18 protein-coding genes are annotated in these 16,657 nt (G+C 58.4%); 4 read left to right on the top strand and 14 right to left on the bottom strand.

The window, feature by feature from the left end; translation table 11 throughout:
* Nucleotides 1-178 precede the first annotated feature (178 nt).
* Complete coding sequence (locus AC0TOF_RS21875) at nucleotides 179-1,018, top strand: LOG family protein (RefSeq protein WP_122001518.1); 840 nt, start codon at nucleotides 179-181, stop codon at nucleotides 1,016-1,018.
* A 14-nt stretch (nucleotides 1,019-1,032) separates the two neighbouring features.
* Here the strand turns inward: AC0TOF_RS21875 and AC0TOF_RS21870 are convergent, their stop codons facing one another.
* The 8 genes from AC0TOF_RS21870 to rpmH all read right to left on the bottom strand — a co-directional run bounded on the left by AC0TOF_RS21870 (nucleotide 1,033) and on the right by rpmH (nucleotide 7,614).
* Nucleotides 1,033-1,950, bottom strand: a complete 918-nt coding sequence (locus AC0TOF_RS21870) for a DUF817 domain-containing protein (protein ID WP_473769778.1) — start codon at nucleotides 1,948-1,950, stop codon at nucleotides 1,033-1,035.
* On the bottom strand, nucleotides 1,937-2,641 hold the full coding sequence (locus AC0TOF_RS21865) for a pyrimidine 5'-nucleotidase (protein WP_473769777.1): 705 nt from the start codon (nucleotides 2,639-2,641) through the stop codon (nucleotides 1,937-1,939). The genes AC0TOF_RS21870 and AC0TOF_RS21865 overlap by 14 nt, the downstream gene beginning before the upstream one ends.
* A 27-nt stretch (nucleotides 2,642-2,668) precedes the next feature.
* Nucleotides 2,669-3,091, bottom strand: coding sequence for a GNAT family N-acetyltransferase (locus AC0TOF_RS21860; RefSeq protein ID WP_473769776.1), 423 nt, complete (start codon nucleotides 3,089-3,091; stop codon nucleotides 2,669-2,671).
* Between the two features lie 127 nt (nucleotides 3,092-3,218).
* Nucleotides 3,219-4,109 carry an acetylglutamate kinase gene (gene argB / locus AC0TOF_RS21855; protein ID WP_122001434.1) on the bottom strand — a complete coding sequence of 297 codons (891 nt, stop codon included), beginning with the start codon at nucleotides 4,107-4,109 and terminating at the stop codon, nucleotides 3,219-3,221.
* Nucleotides 4,110-4,212: 103 nt separating this feature from the next.
* Entirely contained in the window at nucleotides 4,213-5,016 is an 804-nt protein-coding gene (yihA, locus tag AC0TOF_RS21850) for a ribosome biogenesis GTP-binding protein YihA/YsxC (protein WP_473769775.1), read from the bottom strand.
* 193 nt (nucleotides 5,017-5,209) lie between these two features.
* Entirely contained in the window at nucleotides 5,210-7,030 is a 1,821-nt protein-coding gene (gene yidC, locus AC0TOF_RS21845) for a membrane protein insertase YidC (protein WP_473769774.1), read from the bottom strand.
* Nucleotides 7,020-7,445, bottom strand: coding sequence for a ribonuclease P protein component (rnpA, locus tag AC0TOF_RS21840; protein WP_122001431.1), 426 nt, complete (start codon nucleotides 7,443-7,445; stop codon nucleotides 7,020-7,022). Before rnpA ends, yidC begins: the two co-directional genes overlap by 11 nt.
* A 34-nt stretch (nucleotides 7,446-7,479) precedes the next feature.
* Nucleotides 7,480-7,614: a 50S ribosomal protein L34 gene (gene rpmH / locus AC0TOF_RS21835; protein ID WP_006467565.1), complete on the bottom strand. Its 135-nt coding sequence runs from the start codon at nucleotides 7,612-7,614 to the stop codon at nucleotides 7,480-7,482.
* 394 nt (nucleotides 7,615-8,008) lie between these two features.
* Between rpmH and AC0TOF_RS21830 the strand changes: the two genes are divergently transcribed.
* Nucleotides 8,009-8,353, top strand: a complete 345-nt coding sequence (locus AC0TOF_RS21830) for a RidA family protein (protein ID WP_112585466.1) — start codon at nucleotides 8,009-8,011, stop codon at nucleotides 8,351-8,353.
* Between the two features lie 168 nt (nucleotides 8,354-8,521).
* On the opposite strand, the gene AC0TOF_RS21825 is transcribed toward AC0TOF_RS21830, so the two are convergent.
* The 3 genes from AC0TOF_RS21825 to msrP form a co-directional block, all read right to left on the bottom strand.
* Complete coding sequence (locus AC0TOF_RS21825) at nucleotides 8,522-9,517, bottom strand: Lnb N-terminal periplasmic domain-containing protein (protein WP_473769773.1); 996 nt, start codon at nucleotides 9,515-9,517, stop codon at nucleotides 8,522-8,524.
* 163 nt (nucleotides 9,518-9,680) lie between these two features.
* Nucleotides 9,681-10,343: a protein-methionine-sulfoxide reductase heme-binding subunit MsrQ gene (gene msrQ / locus AC0TOF_RS21820; RefSeq protein WP_473769772.1), complete on the bottom strand. Its 663-nt coding sequence runs from the start codon at nucleotides 10,341-10,343 to the stop codon at nucleotides 9,681-9,683.
* Between the two features lies 1 nt (nucleotide 10,344).
* On the bottom strand, nucleotides 10,345-11,304 hold the full coding sequence (gene msrP / locus AC0TOF_RS21815; protein ID WP_473769771.1) for a protein-methionine-sulfoxide reductase catalytic subunit MsrP: 960 nt from the start codon (nucleotides 11,302-11,304) through the stop codon (nucleotides 10,345-10,347).
* A gap of 340 nt (nucleotides 11,305-11,644) precedes the next feature.
* On the opposite strand from msrP, the gene AC0TOF_RS21810 reads away from it, so the two are divergent.
* Nucleotides 11,645-12,523, top strand: a complete 879-nt coding sequence (locus tag AC0TOF_RS21810; RefSeq protein ID WP_122001427.1) for an alpha/beta hydrolase — start codon at nucleotides 11,645-11,647, stop codon at nucleotides 12,521-12,523.
* A gap of 168 nt (nucleotides 12,524-12,691) precedes the next feature.
* Here the strand turns inward: AC0TOF_RS21810 and AC0TOF_RS21805 are convergent, their stop codons facing one another.
* The 3 genes from AC0TOF_RS21805 to AC0TOF_RS21795 all read right to left on the bottom strand — a co-directional run bounded on the left by AC0TOF_RS21805 (nucleotide 12,692) and on the right by AC0TOF_RS21795 (nucleotide 15,815).
* The gene (locus tag AC0TOF_RS21805; protein WP_473769770.1) at nucleotides 12,692-13,666 is read right to left on the bottom strand and encodes a WD40 repeat domain-containing protein; all 975 of its coding nucleotides are present in this window, start codon (nucleotides 13,664-13,666) and stop codon (nucleotides 12,692-12,694) included.
* 48 nt (nucleotides 13,667-13,714) lie between these two features.
* The gene (locus AC0TOF_RS21800) at nucleotides 13,715-14,893 is read right to left on the bottom strand and encodes a CobW family GTP-binding protein (protein WP_473769769.1); all 1,179 of its coding nucleotides are present in this window, start codon (nucleotides 14,891-14,893) and stop codon (nucleotides 13,715-13,717) included.
* Between the two features lie 145 nt (nucleotides 14,894-15,038).
* Nucleotides 15,039-15,815: a creatininase family protein gene (locus AC0TOF_RS21795; protein ID WP_122001424.1), complete on the bottom strand. Its 777-nt coding sequence runs from the start codon at nucleotides 15,813-15,815 to the stop codon at nucleotides 15,039-15,041.
* A 169-nt stretch (nucleotides 15,816-15,984) separates the two neighbouring features.
* Between AC0TOF_RS21795 and AC0TOF_RS21790 the strand changes: the two genes are divergently transcribed.
* Nucleotides 15,985-16,476: a MarR family transcriptional regulator gene (locus tag AC0TOF_RS21790; protein WP_122001423.1), complete on the top strand. Its 492-nt coding sequence runs from the start codon at nucleotides 15,985-15,987 to the stop codon at nucleotides 16,474-16,476.
* Nucleotides 16,477-16,657: the final 181 nt, after the last annotated feature.

Raw genomic sequence — 16,657 nt, 5'->3', positions numbered from 1 at the left:
GAAGGCAGGCGGGAGAGGTCCAGCCCGTTTGCTGGGAAATTGATTAAGCGATGGCGCCATATGGGTCAATCGCGTTCGTGATCCGATTGCGGCGCCACGTTTGAGACAGATTAAGCAATTAGCGCCAGAATGAATGTTCAATTCTTTGCATGGCGGAATGAAAGAGCAGGTGAGAAGCATGAACCCGATGGAGAAGTCCGGCTGGACGCCGTTCCCCAATTCCGAGGAAGCTGTCAAGCAGGCGCGCACCGTACCGCAGACGCCGCAGACCGAGGCTCCGGCCTATCGCCTTGCTTTCACTGACGATGACTTCATGACCCGGCGCGATTTGCGCCCGGTGCGGTTGCAGCTTGAGCTTCTGAAGCCGGAAATGATCCTCGCCGATCGCGGCATCAAGTCCACCGTCGTCATGTTCGGCGGCGCGCGCATTCCAGAGCCGGGCGGCGAGGCATGGGCGGCCAAGAACGAGGTGCAGAAAAAGAACCTCGAAGCCAATGCGCATTATTACGAGGAAGCGCGCAAATTCGCGCGGCTTTGCTCGGAATATTCCGCCACCACCTATTATCGCGAATTCATCGTGGTGACGGGCGGCGGCCCCGGCGTCATGGAAGCGGGCAATCGCGGCGCCGCCGATGTCGGCGCGCCGACCATCGGCCTCAATATCGTGCTGCCGCACGAGCAGGCGCCCAACGCCTATGTCACGCCGGACCTTTGCTTCAACTTCCATTATTTCGCGATCCGCAAGATGCATTTCCTGATGCGGGCCAAGGCGATCTGCGTATTCCCCGGCGGTTTTGGAACGATGGACGAGCTTTTCGAGGCGATGACGCTGATCCAGACCAACCGCATGGAGCGCGTACCGCTGATCCTGTTCGGCAAGGAGTTCTGGACCAAGGCGATCAATATCGAGTTTCTGGCCGAGCAGGGCACGATTTCGCCTGCCGATATCGAGCTTCTGAATTTTGTCGAAACCGCTGACGAAGCCTGGGAGCAGATCAAGGATTTCTACAAGCTCTGATCACCCTTGACAGGCTATTGGAAGCGCCCGGCCAAAAGGTCGGGCGTTTTATTTTGCGCCTCTTCTTCGGCCCGGTAGGGCCGGGGGCGGTGAACGAGCGTCACCAGCACGACCGAGATAATCATCAGCAGATACCACGAGCCGAGCTTGCTCATCGATACCAGTTCAAAGCCGTTGCGCTGGTTTGGATAGAGCCAGGCCTTCGACCATGTGCCGATGTTTTCGGCAATCCAGATGAAAAGCGAGGTCAACAGGAAGGCGATCAGCAGCGGCATTTTGTGCCGGAAGCGGAAGACGCGGTAATGCATGCTGGTGCGCCAGAAAAGCGCGAAGGTCGCGGCGAACAGCAGCCAGCGCATGTCCCAGATGAAGTGGTGCGCGAAGAAATTGATATAGATCGCGGCCGCCAGAACCACGGTCATCCAAAGCGGCGGATAGTGGTTCAGCCTTATATCGAAGATGCGATTGATGCGCGCCATATAGGAGCCGACAGCCGCATACATGAAGCCGGAGAAAAGCGGCACGCCGCCAATGCGGAAGAAGTTTTCTTCCGGATAGACCCAGGAACCGGCATGGGTCTTGAACACTTCCATCGCTGTCCCGACGACATGGAAGATGAGGATGACCTTGGCCTCCTCCCACGCTTCCAGCTTGAAAACCAGCATGGCAAGCTGGATCGCGAGCGCGGAGAGGAACAGGAAATCATAGCGCGTGATGAACCCGGCACCGCCATCCGGCCAGAACCAGCGGGTGACGATGATGAGCGCCAGCATCGCACCGCCGAAAAGGCAGGCCCAGGCCTGTTTCAGCCCGAAAACCAGAAATTCGATCAGCGCATCGCTGATCCGGTGCCGGGGCAGATTATCGAGAAGGCGGTGGGCTGCCTCGTCGATATGTTTTTCCAGTCCGGTGAAATGCCTATCTTCGCGCAATAATTTCTTCCAGAAACAGGGTCAGGTTGTCAGTCACATAGTCCACCTGATCGGTGAACTCGGGGTCGCTTTCCCATATTTCGGAAAATGTAGGCTCAAAATTGTTCGGCACGACCAGAACCGTTTTCATGCCGAGGGCCTTGGGGACAACCAGATTGCGCGCCAGATCCTCGAACATCACGGCCTTGCCCGCATCGACACCGAAAGCGCCGAGGAAGCGGTCATAGGTGACCCGTTCCGGCTTCGGGGTCAGGCCAGCGGCGACAATATCGAAAATATCGTCGAAATCATCGAGGATTCCGAGCTGGCTTGCGGCGCGTTCGGCATGGCCGCGATCACCATTGGTGAAGATGAAGCGACGGCCCGGCAGCGCCTTGATGGCTTGTCCGAGCGCCGGATCGGGTTTCAGCCAGGAATAGTCAATGTCATGGACCTTTTGCAGAAAATCGTCCGGGTCGATCTGATGGCACTCCATCAAGCCCTTCAGCGTGGTGCCATATTCCAGATAGAACTGCTTTTGAATCTTGCGCGCTTCGTCGCGCGGCAGGTTCAACAGGGCCTCGACATAGCTCGTCATCTTGACGTCAATCTGCGCAAACAGATTGGCGGCGTGCGGGTAGAGCGTGTTGTCGAGGTCGAACACCCAGTCGGTGACGTGGGCGAAAGCCGAGGCATCAGGTTCATTGGTCATGGTTCTTATGTCACCGCTTGATAATATCTACTGGATGTCCTTGATCAGAAAGACCTCGGCTTCAGGCTGAAATGCGCCAAAGGAAATGCTGCCGCTTTCGCGAAATCCGTTGCTTCGGTGCCAGGCCTGTGGCTCCTCTTCGCTGGCGACACTGGATGTCATCAGTGTCGTGGCATGACATTCCCGCATTTTTGTTTCCCAGAAATGGAGCATCGATCTGCCTATGCCGCAGCGCCGGTATTCAGGGCTGACCTGAATCATATCCATATAGGGCAGTGCTCCCCAGAACCAGCTGAAGCGGAGAAAGCCGACAGGATCAGCGTCAGTCAAAGCGATTATGTATTCGCTATTGGCGACACAGCGCTTCACCCAGTGCGGCGGTACATGCAGATCATGCTTCGCCAGCCACTCGGTATGCTGGATTTCCGCAAAACAAATATCAAACTTCATGGGTTCTTGTAGCATGCTTCCTGACGGGAACGCACTGCTAGAGCGGTTCCTGCTTTAACTGAAACGTTGGAACCGCTCTATCTATTTGTTTTTGCCGCATTTCCGAACGATGGGCACGCTTCTTTCCTTACGGCACGATCAACGTGCCGGCGCCATGCTCGGTGAAAAGCTCCAGCAGCACCGAATGCGGGGTCTTGCCGTTGAGAATGACCACGCCTTCCACGCCGCGGCGGATCGCGTCGATGCAGGTTTCCACCTTGGGGATCATGCCGCCGGAAATCGTGCCGTCCTTGATGAGCGCCTGCGCATCGGCAACCGACAATTCCTTGATGAGGTTCTTGTCCTTGTCGAGAACGCCCGGAACATCGGTCAGGAACAGGAGGCGCGTTGCGGCGAGCGCACCGGCAATCGCGCCTGCAAAAGTGTCGGCATTGATGTTGTAGGTGTGGCCGTCGCGGCCCGGCGCGACCGGCGCAATGACCGGGATCATTTCGGAGCGGGCCAGCAAATCGAGCAGGGTGCGGTCCACTTCCGCCGGTTCGCCGACGAAGCCGAGGTCCAGCACCTTCTCGATGTTGGAATCCGGGTCGAGGACGGTCTTGTGCGCCTTCTGCGCGAAGACCATGTTGCCGTCCTTGCCGCAAAGCCCGATGGCCCATTCGCCTTCGGCATTGATGAGGGCGACGATTTCCTTGTTGATGGAACCGGCCAGAACCATTTCCACCACTTCGACGGTCTTTTCGTCGGTGACGCGCAAGCCGCCTTCAAAGCGGGATTCGATGCCGAGCTTGGTCAGCATGGCCTGAATCTGCGGGCCGCCACCATGCACGACGATCGGGTTTACGCCAGACTGCTTCAGAAGCGCGATGTCGCGTGCGAAAGCCTTGCCCAGCTCCGGATTGCCCATGGCGTGGCCGCCATATTTCACGACGACATGCTTGTTCTCGTAGCGCTGCATATAGGGCAGGGCTGCGGACAGAAGTTGCGCTTGCATTTCGGGGTTTTCAAGTGTCGTCATCGCGGGCTCCATGGCAGGCGACAGGGCAAAAGAGGCAGTCATCTCTAGACCGGTTTGGCTGCAAATGGAATCCGTGAAAACAGAAATGCAGCCAGGCCGGTTATCAGTATTGCTTCAGAAGCAGGGCGATTGCCGCTCGCAAATCATCAAGGCCTTCGCCTTTTTCAGACGATGTGGCAATGATGCCGGGAAAGCAGGCCGCGCGCTTGTAGGTAAGCTTGTGCGTTTCTTCCAGAAGGCGCGGCACACCCGCAGGCTTGATCTTGTCGATCTTGGTCAGCACGATCTGGTAGGAGACAGCCGCCTTGTCGAGAAGGTCGAGCACTTCCGCATCGTTTTTCTTGATGCCGTGGCGCGCATCGATCAGCACATAGACGCGCTTCAGCGTGGTGCGTCCGCGCAAGTAATCGAACACGAGGCGCGTCCAGGCATCGACCTGCGCTTTCGGTGCTTCGGCAAAACCATAGCCCGGCATGTCGACCAGTGCCAGCGGCGGCAGGTCGCCGTTCTCGCCCGAATAGCCGTCCGGCACGAAATAGTTCAGTTCCTGCGTGCGGCCCGGCGTATTGGACGTGCGCGCAAGGCCCTTCTTGTTGACCAGAGCATTGATCAGAGACGACTTGCCGACATTGGAGCGGCCCGCAAAGGCGATTTCCACCGGGCCTTCCGGCGGCAGGAATTTCATTGACGGCACGCCGCGGATGAAAATCCACGATTTCTTGAAAAGCAGGCGTCCTTCCTCGACAAGTGCCGCCTGGGCTTCCCGGACCGCATCCGCCGCTGCCTGAGCGGCCCTGATCGCCGCCTGCTTCTTATCCTGCTCGCTCAATGGTTCTGTCCCGGTCGGTGTGTTCTCTTGCGTACACGCATCAATGTTATGGGCCGCATTGTCAACACGACGGCACAAAAAACCCCAGGCCAGCGCCCAATTCTGAAATTCGCTATGGGCTCTTATAGAGTTGGTGCGAATTTCAGAATTGAAAGGCGCTGGCCGTAGTTTGTTTTCCAGTGTCGTTTTGATCCCAAAGTTCGCTGTTGAGCCCGATATAGAGCTTTGGTGAACTTTGGGACCACGACACTGAAGCGGGGTTTTTTCAAGTCTATTTCTTTGCTTCTTTCGGCTTTCGCTTGAAGAGGCTCTTGAGATTGTCGAAGAGCTCGATCTTCACGCCCTGGCGCTTCATGATGATGCCCTGCTGGGTGATGGAGAGCAGGTTGTTCCATGCCCAGTAGATCACCAGACCAGCCGGGAACGAAGCCAGCATGAAGGTGAAGATCACCGGCATCCAGGTGAAGATGGCGGCCTGCGTCGGATCCGGAGGCGTCGGGTTCATGCGCATTTGCAGGAACATGGTGATGCCCATCAGAAGCGGCCAGACGCCGATCATCAGGAAGGCCGGTACGCCGAATGGCAGGAGGCCGAACAGGTTGAACAGCGAGGTCGGATCGGGCGCTGCAAGGTCCTGAATCCAGCCGAAGAACGGCGCGTGGCGCATTTCGATGGTGACGTAGAGCACCTTGTAAAGCGCGAAGAACACCGGAATCTGCACCAGCACCGGCCAGCAACCGGCGAGAGGATTGATCTTCTCTTCCTTGTAAAGCCGCATCATTTCCTGCTGCTGCTTCATCTTGTCATCCGCATATTTCTCGCGGATTTCCGTCAGCTTCGGCTGAACCAGCTTCATGCGTGCCATCGACTTGTACGACTTGTTGGCAAGCGGGAAGAACAGGCCCTTGAGCAGAACGGTGACGACGAGAATGGCGACGCCGAAATTGCCCGAGAACTTGTAGATCCAGTCGATGAGATAGAACATCGGCTTGGTGATGAAGTAGAACCAGCCCCAGTCGATCAGCAGTTCGAACTGCTTGATGCCGAGCTTTTCTTCGTAGTTCTTGATGTCGGAAACCACTTTCGCACCGGCGAAGACGTGGTTCTTCAGCGTCTGTGCCTGGCCGGGTGCAATGGTCATCGGCGCGCCGAGGAAGTCGGTCTGGTAGCGCGGGCGATCATTGGTGAAGTGCGAGAAACGGCCGGTGAACTTTTCGTCCTGCGGCGGGACGAGCGTTGCCGCCCAGTACTTGTCGGTGATGCCGAGCCAGCCGCCATTGACGTCCTTGAACGAGATGTCCTTGTCGTCTTCGACCTTGGAATACTTGATTTCCTGCAAGCCGTCCTGACCCATGACGCCGATCAGGCCTTCATGCAGCACATAGGTCGCGCTGGCATGTTCCGGCTGGTTGAAGCGGGTCACGCGGCCATAGGAGGCCAGCGAAATCGGCGCACCGGTATTGTTGGTGATCGTGTCGTCAACGGAGAACATATAGGCGTCGTCAACCGAGATGACGCGCTTGAAGGTGATGTTCTTCTCGTTGGTATAGGTCAGCGTGACCGGGGTGGACGGCGTCAGCTTGTTGTTGCCTTCGACGGTCCAGACCGTGTTCGGACCCGGAACCGGGCCGGTCGTGTCGTTGCCGGTAAAGCCGAGCTCAACGAAATAGCCCTGCTTCAGCGCCGACGGCGCCAAGAGTTCGATATTCGGAGAATTGTCGTCGACGGTCTCGTGATACTTCTTCAGGAAGAGATCGTCGAGACGCGCGCCGGTCAGGTTGATCGAACCGCGCAGCGAAGGCGTATCGATTTCGACGCGCCCCGTCTGGGCAATGGCTGCCTCGCGGGTCAGCGTGCCGCCGGCGGCTGCGACATCGCCCTGGCCGGGAATGTTCCCGGATGCGGCTGGCATCTGCGGCGTGTCGCCACCCTGAGCCTGCTGCTGCGTCGCCTGTTGTTTCTGCTGCTGCTCCTCAATGCGTGCCTGCTCGCGCTGGGCTTCCGTTTTCGGACCCAGATAAAACACTTGCCACAGCGTCAGCACGAGGATGGACAGGGCAATGGTGATGAAGAAATTGCGGTTATTTTCCATTGACGGGTCCTGATTCCGGTCTTTCCGTTCGGCGTTTCCCATCGCCCCGCCGTTCACCCTTCGCCTTGATGCGGCGGGAGAGTTCTTCGGTCAGTCGCGAAAAGGGCGCAGTGAGGGCTTGCTCGCGCGCTACGATCACATAGTCGGTCGAAGGCGCCATGTCACGCCCTGCGTGACAACGAACCGCTTCCCTGAGCCTGCGGCGGATGCGGTTTCGTATCACGGCGTTGCCGTTTTTCTTGGTTACGGTGAAACCTGCACGGGGTTTGTCGCCGATTTTGGCGGCTTGCGATTCCTCTTCGGTCCGTTCCCGGACTTCAAGAAGAAACAGTGGACCACGTCGCTTTTCACCATTCCTCAAAGCCAAAAACTCCGCTCTCTTGCGAAGGCGGAGTATTTGCTTTGGGGTCTTCATTCTTTTCGTCACCGCGCGACAGCGCGGGAAAAGATTAAGCGGAAAGCCGCTTGCGGCCGCGCGAACGGCGAGCGGCGAGAACCTTGCGGCCGCCGGTGGTTGCCATGCGTGCACGGAAACCGTGACGACGCTTGCGGACGATCTTGGATGGCTGGTAAGTGCGCTTCATTTATTTAATACCGCGGTGTGCGGCCCTTCTTGATTCTGTTTTTCCGTTGAACACGATCTGGTCCGAAAACTGTTTTCCACTTTCCGGTATCATGCTCTATTGAACAGGAGCTGGTTCTTTCCCTTGCGGCGGACAGCACAAAACCATCCGTAAACCGCGCGGGCGAACGTGACGCGGCTTATAGGGGCAGGGGAACAAGGAGTCAATGCGCGAAGTGGCTGCAAGTGGGCCACAAAGGCGGCGGCAGAATGATTGTCGTTTTCTTTTTGCTGAAATTGCGCCATTCGCACCGGCATTGGCATTGCCAAAGCAGGTCAGCTCTTTAATAAGGATGCGCAACATTTTCACATGCGGGACCGTTCCCGCACAAGAGCAGTATCGAGAGGAGTCCACCATGAGCATCCGTCGCATCGGAGTAGGCCCGCGCATGAGCCAGGCCGTCATTCACGGCAACACTGTTTATCTCGCCGGTCAGGTGGGCAATCCGGGCGCCAGCGTCACCGAACAGACCAAGGCGGTTCTGGCCGAGGTGGACCGTCTTCTCAAGGAAGCGGGCTCCGACAAGACCAAGATCCTGCAGGCCATCATCTGGCTCGCCGACATGAAGGACTTTGCCGAAATGAACGCCGTCTGGGATGCATGGGTCGATCCGGCTCACACGCCTGCGCGCGCCACCGGCGAGGCTGCGCTGGCGACGCCAGACTACAAGGTCGAGATCATCATCACCGCTGCGGTGTAATTTCTTCGCATCGATTCCAACCCCGTCGGAGCTTCGGTTTCGGCGGGGTTTTCCAGAGCGGTTCCATAGAACCGCTCTATCCTTATGTTTTTACGCCTTATCCTGCGCATCGAAGCGGGATCGGAAATCAGTCGCGTAGGCGCTTCGCACTTTTGGCTCGAAAATGCTCTATTCGCGGATGCGTTCCGAAAAGCCGTCGCGTCCGCCCGCGAGCGCCTTTGCATCGATCGATGCGCGTTGCCGCGCCTCCTCCAGCGTGCCGCCATTCTCAAGCCAGCCATGGTCGTAGAGATAGCCGGGCAGGTAGCCCGACAGGAGAATGCGGTAGTCGAACGGGAAGGTGGGGTCCAGCACCCGCGCCATCTGGTAGATGATGGTGGTGCAGTTCGCGGTCAGCGTATTGTAGAATTTCGGCTGTTCGGCCAGCTCGTTGCCAAGTTTCACATAGGACAGGAAGAGTTCGCGCGCGCCTGCGGGCGGCAGGTTCACGCGGTAACGAAAGACGTTTTCGTTGCGGATATTGGTGCGCAGGTAAACGATGTCGCGTTCTTCGGCGGCAATCATCGCCAGCTCATATTTGCGGAAGAAACCGGCAATGGGTGAATAGACCTCGTGATGCTCGCGGCGGATTTCGCCGGAAAACACCACATGACGGCCATCCTCGAAGCCGAATGAGAGAAGCGTATGGGCAATCGCCGGGCTCGACCAGTAGGACAGATAGACGTCCACCGTCGCGATCTTGCCGAGATCGTAGGTTTCCTCTTTCCAGTTGGGCGTAAAATCCTCCGTCGTGCGCCAGATGAAATCGCGGACATTGGAAAGGGTCACGATGTCGCCATTGATCTTTCCCGTCACCGTGCGGGCGACATCGGGCGCCCAGATACGGTTGAGGGAAGGGCGCACGGTGGTCCATGCGAGCAGCGTCAGAACAGCCAGAACGCTGAAGAAAAGCCGCTTGCGCCAGCAGCTATATTGTCTTTCTCCGAAGAGGACGCCAAGCGTGATCAGAAGCCAGGCGGCGATGATCGATCCGCGCACGGCATCGCCAAAGGGTAGCTGGAACCACATGGCGAGGCTGGCCCATGCCGCAAAGACGAGAGCGAATAAAATGAAGACGAATTTGCCTGCGATGCGGACGGGAGCCGATTTCAGGAGAGAAGACATATGCATTCCATATTCGTCAGTTGCCGCCGCCTGGAACTATTCCATGTGCGGAAATCGCGGCGATACTGACATGATTTGCATCGTCATGTCATGGGGGTAAGCGTTGGGACGGGAAATTTAGGTTCTATATTAGAAGTTTTTAAAAATGGCTCCCGATGGAAGCTTATTTCTTTGCCGCGATTGCTTGGCCGCGCGGAGCGGCAACAGGCTTGCGATTGCGGGCGTGCGGGCGCACCAGACGCCACAGCAGAAGCGCGCCGACGATCCCGGCATAGATGACCGGCTCTGCGGGCCAGCTTTTCACCGACATGATGAAATGGATCGCGCCGCCCGCGATGGCCACATAGACCAGCTTGTGCAGGCTGTTCCAGCGCCGCCCGAGCTTGCGGATCGACCAGTTGTTGGAGGTGAGCGCCAGCGGCACCAGCAGCAGAAGGCTCACCATGCCGATGGTGATGAAGGGCCGCCGCACAATATCGGTGACGATGGCGGAAATGTTCAGGCCCTGATCCAGCAGCATATAGGTGGCGAAATGCATCAGCGCATAATAGAAGGCGAGCAGGCCGAGCGCCCGCCGGTAGCGCAAAAAGGCGATGCCGGTCAGATCGCGGATCGGCGTCACCATGAGGGTGAGGATCAGAAAGCGCAGCGCCCACAGGCCGAGCGTATGTTCGAAGGTCTTGACCGGATCGGCGCCAAGATTGCCGCTTGCGCCCAGATAGAAGGTCCAGACCGCCGGAACGAAACCGACCGCATAAAGCAGCCAGATTTTCCATTCGCCGGGCCGGGTTGTTTTCTTCCGCTCTGTCCGGGTCGCAGCCGTCATGTCAGTAATTCACCTTCAGGTCCATGCCCGCATAAAGCGATGCGACTTCCTCGCCATAACCGTTGAAGGGCAGTGTCGGGCGACGGCCCGAACCCAGAAAACCGCCTTCGCCGATGCGCCGCTCCGTCGCCTGGCTCCAGCGCGGGTGATCGACCTCCGGGTTCACATTGGCGTAAAAGCCGTATTCATTGGCGGCTTGCTGCTGCCACGAGGTGGGCGGCTGCTTTTCGACAAAGCTGATCCTGGTGATCGCCTTGATCCCCTTGAAACCGTATTTCCACGGCACCACGAGCCGGATCGGCGCGCCGTTGGCATTGGGCAATGTCTCGCCGTAAAGGCCGACGGAAAGAATGGTCAGCGGATGATTGGCCTCGTCGAGACGCAGGCCCTCGATATATGGCCAGTCGAGAACCTGAAAGAGACCTGTCTGGCCCGGCATTTCTTCCGGACGCACGACGCCGGTAAAGGCGATATATTTGGCGGAGCCAAGCGGCTCCACCTGCGCCAGAAGGCTTGAAAGCGGAAACCCGATCCACGGAATGACCATCGACCACGCCTCGACGCAGCGCATGCGATAAATGCGCTCTTCAAGCGGCATTTTCGCGATCAGCTCCTGAATGTCGAATTCCTTCGGCTGTTTGACGAGACCGTCGACCGTCAGCTTCCACGGCAGCGGCTTGTAATTGCCGGAATTGGCGGAAGGGTCGCTCTTGTCGGTGCCGAATTCATAGAAATTGTTGTAGGTGGTGACAGCTTCCTGCGGCGTCAGCTTCTCGTCCACCTTATAGGCGGAAGTCTTGGCTTTCAGCGGTTCGGCAAAGGCGGAAGATGCGATACCGGCAGCGGCAAGGGCACCGGCGCCGACCATAAAGGAGCGGCGGTTGAGATAGAGGCTTTTGGGCGTCACCGCATCATAAGTGAGACGGGCGGATGAAAATCGCCCCGGTTTGAAGCTGCTCATGGTCACTCCCATTAAAACAATTGGCCCGCTTCCAACGGTTGCCTCTCAAGTTGCAGATATGATTCCACGTAAAGGCGTCAAAAGCATGGATAATTTGCGGACAGAGAGTTGTTCACGCATTGTTGAGGTCGCGTGATGGCGTAACAGAATTGTAACACGATGTAACTTTTCGTGCATTCTGCCATATTCTCGCTAAAACTCTGCTGTTAACCGCATTACATTAGCGCAACCGAAGGAGTGACTTCGGACTGAAATTCGCTATCGCCGGCAGGGGTGGGGACGCACCCGGGAAGAGCTGCCTTCAAACCTTCGTTAACGTCTCATTGGCTATGTTGAGATCATGGTAAAGAAGATGTTTATGGCCGCTCTGGCGGCAGCTGCATTCACGGTGACGGCGGGCTCGGCTCTGGCCGAAGGACAGCCTGTTTCGACGAACGGTCAGGGCAAGGCCCTGAACGCAATTGCTGCGTCGATGAAGGAAGAGCAGGGCGCTCCCAAGCTGGGTGAAGGCGTGACAATGCGCGAGAAGAAGATGGATACGGACACGACGCCTGAACAGAATTTTTCGCGCAGCAAGCAGTTCATCCACCGCTTCTACAAGCCGGAAAACGCCTCGAACGAGCTGGTGATCCTGCTGCATGGTTCGGGCGGGAATGAAACCAGCCTTGTGCCGCTGGCGACCAAGATCTGGCCGCGCGCCACGCTGCTCGGCATTCGCGGCCGCGTGATGCAGGATGGCGGCACGCGCTGGTACAAGCGCATCACGCCGGTCAAGTTCGACCAGAAGGACATCAAGCTTGAAGCCAATGCCTTCGTGACTTTCCTGACGCGCCTTGCCGACGACAAGGAGCTTGATCTCACCCATGCGACCTTCGTGGGCTACTCGAACGGCGCCAATCTTCTGGCGGCGACAATGATGCTGCATCCCGATCTGGTGAAGCGCGCTGTCCTGATGCGCTCGATGCCGGTTCTGGACAATGCGCCTGCTGCCAATCTGAGCAAGGCGCGGGTTCTGACCATCACGGGCGAGGAGGACAAGCTTTATTCGCCGTTCGCGCCAGCGCTTTCCGCACTTCTGCGCTCCGGCGGCGCGAAGGTCGATGCCCGCACCATCGATGCGGACCATATGCTCGGTGAGAAGGACATTGCCGCCATCAGCCAGTGGGTCGCGTCGCTCGGGCCGGATGGCGCGCCGGCGGTTGCGAGAAGGGGGCAGTAGGGTAAAAAGGCAATAAGGCAGTAGGGCAATAGGGCAGTATGTTAAGGGAATAGGGGAGTAAGGGAGTAGGGGAGTATGTTTTGGTTGCGGATGACCGCGCCAACCATATCCTTCTCTGCCCTACTGCCCTACTGCCCTACTGCCCTACTGCCCTACTGCCCTACTGCCCTAATCTCTTATCGAAACCACTCCACAATCCCCGGCCTCCGAGCCAAACACGAGGCGGTGGCCTTCATTGTCCCAGCCCATGCTGGTGATTGCGCCCTTGCCGGGGCGGCGCAGCAGCACTTCCTTGCCGTCGGCAAAACGCGCGATCAGGATCATGCCGTCATTATAGCCAATGGCCACGATGTCCTCGGCCGGGTGGCAGGCAACCGATGTCACCATGCTGTCGCCGCGAAGTCCAAGCTCCAGCGGGGCCTTGCCCATCGGGCCGTCCTTGCCAGCAAAAGGCCAGACGATGGCCGCAGGCGCGCCGGAGGTGGCGAGCCACTTGGCCTTGGCGCTCCACGACCAGTCCTTGACCTTCGCCGGATAGCCGGTCATGCGCATGTGCTTGGCATCTTCGAGACGCCAGCCATGCAGCGCGTTTTCCTGCATCGAGGTGATGAGAAAGCGGCCATCGGGCGAGAAGATCACGCCGATATGCGCGCCCTTCCATTCCAGTTCGACAGGCTTTGCCGCCGTGCCGGTCCAGATCAGCGTCGCGCCATTATAGCGCGCAATGGCAAGCCGCTGGCCCTTCGGCGCAAAGGCGATGCCTTCGACGCTGCGTTCCTGCGCAAATTCCTGCACCTTGCCATCCGAGGTGCGCACCCAGGCAGTGCGGCCCGATGCGAAGCCGACCGTGCCGCCCGGACCCGCCGCCACAGCCGTCATCCATTTGCGCGGAATCCTTGCCAGTTCCGTCACCGTTCCATCGGCATCCGTGCGGCAGACGCGACCGTCTTCGCCGCCGGTGACGAGCGACTTGCCGTCAACCGAAACAGCCGCGCTCAACAGCCCGTCATGGGCTGTCGCGGTGCTGTTTGCGTTGTTGAGCTGATGGATCGAGCCATCGGCCATGGCGAAGGTGGGAATGCCGCCGACAAAGCGCGCATAAAGACAATGACCGTCAAGGTCGAGCGGAGCTACTGTAGGCATCGGCTTCCGGTATTTCTGTTTTATTTTGCTTCTATTGCTGGGCTTTTATTACTGGGCTTGGCAGTTTTCGAAACCGGCCTTCAGGGCGGCTGGATCGAGTTCGCGCCCGATGAAGACAAGGCGGCTTTCCCGCTTTTCATCTTCCTTCCAAGCGCGCTGGTGGTCGCCCTCGATGATCATGTGCACGCCCTGCACCACATAGCGGTCCGGGTCGTCCTTCAAGGCGATGATGCCCTTGAGGCGCAGAATGTTCGGTCCCTGCGTCTGGGTGATGTTCTGAACCCACGGGAAGAATTTCGCCGGGTCGATTTCACCAGCCCGGAGCGATACCGACTTCACCGTCACATCGTGGATCGGCGAGGCGTGATCGTGGTGATGGTGGTCATGGTCGCAATCAGGACCGCATACATGGTCATGGTCGTGATGGTGGTCATGATGATCGTGATCATGCGCATGGTGATGATGATCGTGTCCATGATGGTCATGATCGTGATCGCAGTCCGGGCCGCAGACGTGATCGGGATGATCATGGTCGAGGAAGTGCGGATCGTTGTCCAGAACGCGCTTCAGGTCGAAGGCGCCGCGGTCCAGCACGCGGTCGAGCGGGATGGAGGCGCGCTCGGTGCGATGGATGATGGCATGCGGGTTGATGGCGCGCACCGTCGCCTCGATAGCGGCCAGTTCCTGCGGCGTCACGAGGTCGGTCTTGTTGATCAGCACCACGTCGGCGAAGGCGATCTGGTCTTCCGCCTCGCGGCTGTCCTTCAGGCGCAGCGGCAGGTGCTTGGCATCGACAAGCGCGACAACGGCGTCGAGGCCGGTCTTGGCGCGCACGTCGTCATCCATGAAGAAGGTCTGCGCCACCGGAACAGGATCGGCAAGGCCTGTAGTTTCCACGATGATGGCGTCGAAACGGCCCGGACGGCGCATCAGGCCTTCCACCACGCGGATCAGGTCGCCGCGCACGGTGCAGCAGATGCAGCCATTGTTCATTTCGTAGATTTCTTCGTCCGACTCGACGATCAGGTCGTTGTCGATGCCGATCTCGCCGAATTCATTGACGATGACGGCATAACGCTTGCCGTGGTTTTCGGTCAGGATACGGTTGAGAAGGGTGGTCTTTCCCGACCCCAGATAACCCGTCAGAACGGTCACGGGAATGCGGCCAGCTTCAGTGGTCGTCTTCGTTTCAGACGGAGCTTCGGTTTGGGCTTCAGCCTGGCTCATGGTCATGCCTCTTGAAGTTGTGGCCTTTTGGAAATCGAGGTGCGGGGCAGCCAGCACAAAGCGGCACGGCACCGAAACCTCGGACAGGACAATTCATATAAGGGAAGGGCGGCGTGAATGCCATATGCAATGCTATAATATTACATCACGTTCGCGCCATGACGGCGGGACCGAGCCGGGCAAGGTCAAATCTGTCGACATCGCGCAGCAATTCGATGAAACCGGCAACCGCGTTGGCGATCAGCTTTTCGCCTGCTTCCGCCGTTGCGGCGGCCGCGTTGCCTGCGACGCCTTCCGGGTTGAGGTCGTGCATCTTCCAGCCAAAGGCGTGCGGGCCATAGGCGCGCAGGAATTTGAATTCCTCGGCATAGCGTGACTGGGCGTTGGAGAAGTTGCGCGCCTTCGACATGTCCACCAGATCGGGGCGCAGCGCCAGCATCACCGATGTCTCGATGAAGCCGCCATGAATGTCGAGCGCCTTCTCCTCCGGCGCAATCAGCCCTTCCGGCAGGCCGAAGCGGGTCCAGCTCGTGGCGACGGCCAGCATGTCGAGCCTTGTGCGCAGTTCCGTCGCGACAATCGTCATCAATGGCGAATTTCCGCCATGCGCGTTCAGCATGACCAGTTTGCGAATGCCGCCCGCGTGAAGGTTTTCACCGATGCCGATCCACTGGTTCACGGCCTCGGCAAAGGCGAGGCTTTGGGTGCCTTCCGTGTCCATGTGCTCGATGGAATAGCCGACCGGCTGTGCGGGCAGAAAGTTGACATTCAGTTCGGGCGGCAGCGCATCGCTGACGCGCGCGACAATGCCTTCGGCGATGATCGTATCGGTTTCGAACGGCAGATGAGGTCCATGCTGTTCGTGAGCGCCAAGAGGCAGAACGACAATCATGTTGCTGTTCTGGTCGCGCAGATCGGTCATGTTTTCCTCACTTCATTCATTTCATCGGAGCCCGGAAGCGTAACGTCCATTAGCCATGACAGCAACAGGCGCTTGTTGTTTCATAAGTCGGACAATATTTTACGATATGAGAACAGGCGGGACTATCGATCGGGCTACAGCGAGACGTCGTAAAAAGGGCGAGGTGGCGATGAGCAAGGACAATAAGGCGGTTGTACTTTACCGGCTGCAATCCGTGGCGAGACTGTCGCGGACGGTGCTGGCCACCAGGCTTCTGGAGCAGGGGCTCTATGCGGGGCAGGATGCGGTCATGCTGCAACTGGCTGCGGAAGACGGGCTGACGCCGGGCGTTCTTGCGCAGCGGCTGGGCGTGCGTCCGCCGACCATCACCAAAACCATTGCCCGCCTGCAAAGCCAGGGTTTTGTCGCCAAGCGCGCCTCGGAAACCGATCAGCGCCAGTCGCATATCTATCTCACGCAGGCCGGCCTCGAAACCATCAAGGCGATCGAGAAATCCATTCGCAAAACCGAAAAGGACATGCTGAAAGGCCTCGACAAGAAGGACCGCAAGACCTTCCTCAAGATGTTGAGCCGGATGGAGAGCAATCTCGCGCTGCGTGGCGTCGTGCGCCTGCCCGAAGAGCCGGAAGCGGAAGTGCTGGAAGAGGACGAGGTGGAATAAGCCCGCCGATCCTCAAGCTCTAACTATTTGTTTTGACGCGCATCTTGGCGGGAAAGCGTGAAACACTTTTCAGGTTGCGTGCTATCGAAAATGCTTCCAATTCAAGGATGGCAATGGCATAACCGTTCGCAGGACGAACGGTCGCGTCCCGCCTTGTCAGGTTGCGGCCGCGTCTCCAACT

The organism is Ochrobactrum sp. PL_is501, assembly GCF_055816895.1.
Note: the sequence above shows the minus strand (reverse complement) of the source record. Positions and strands in the feature narration are given on the sequence as shown.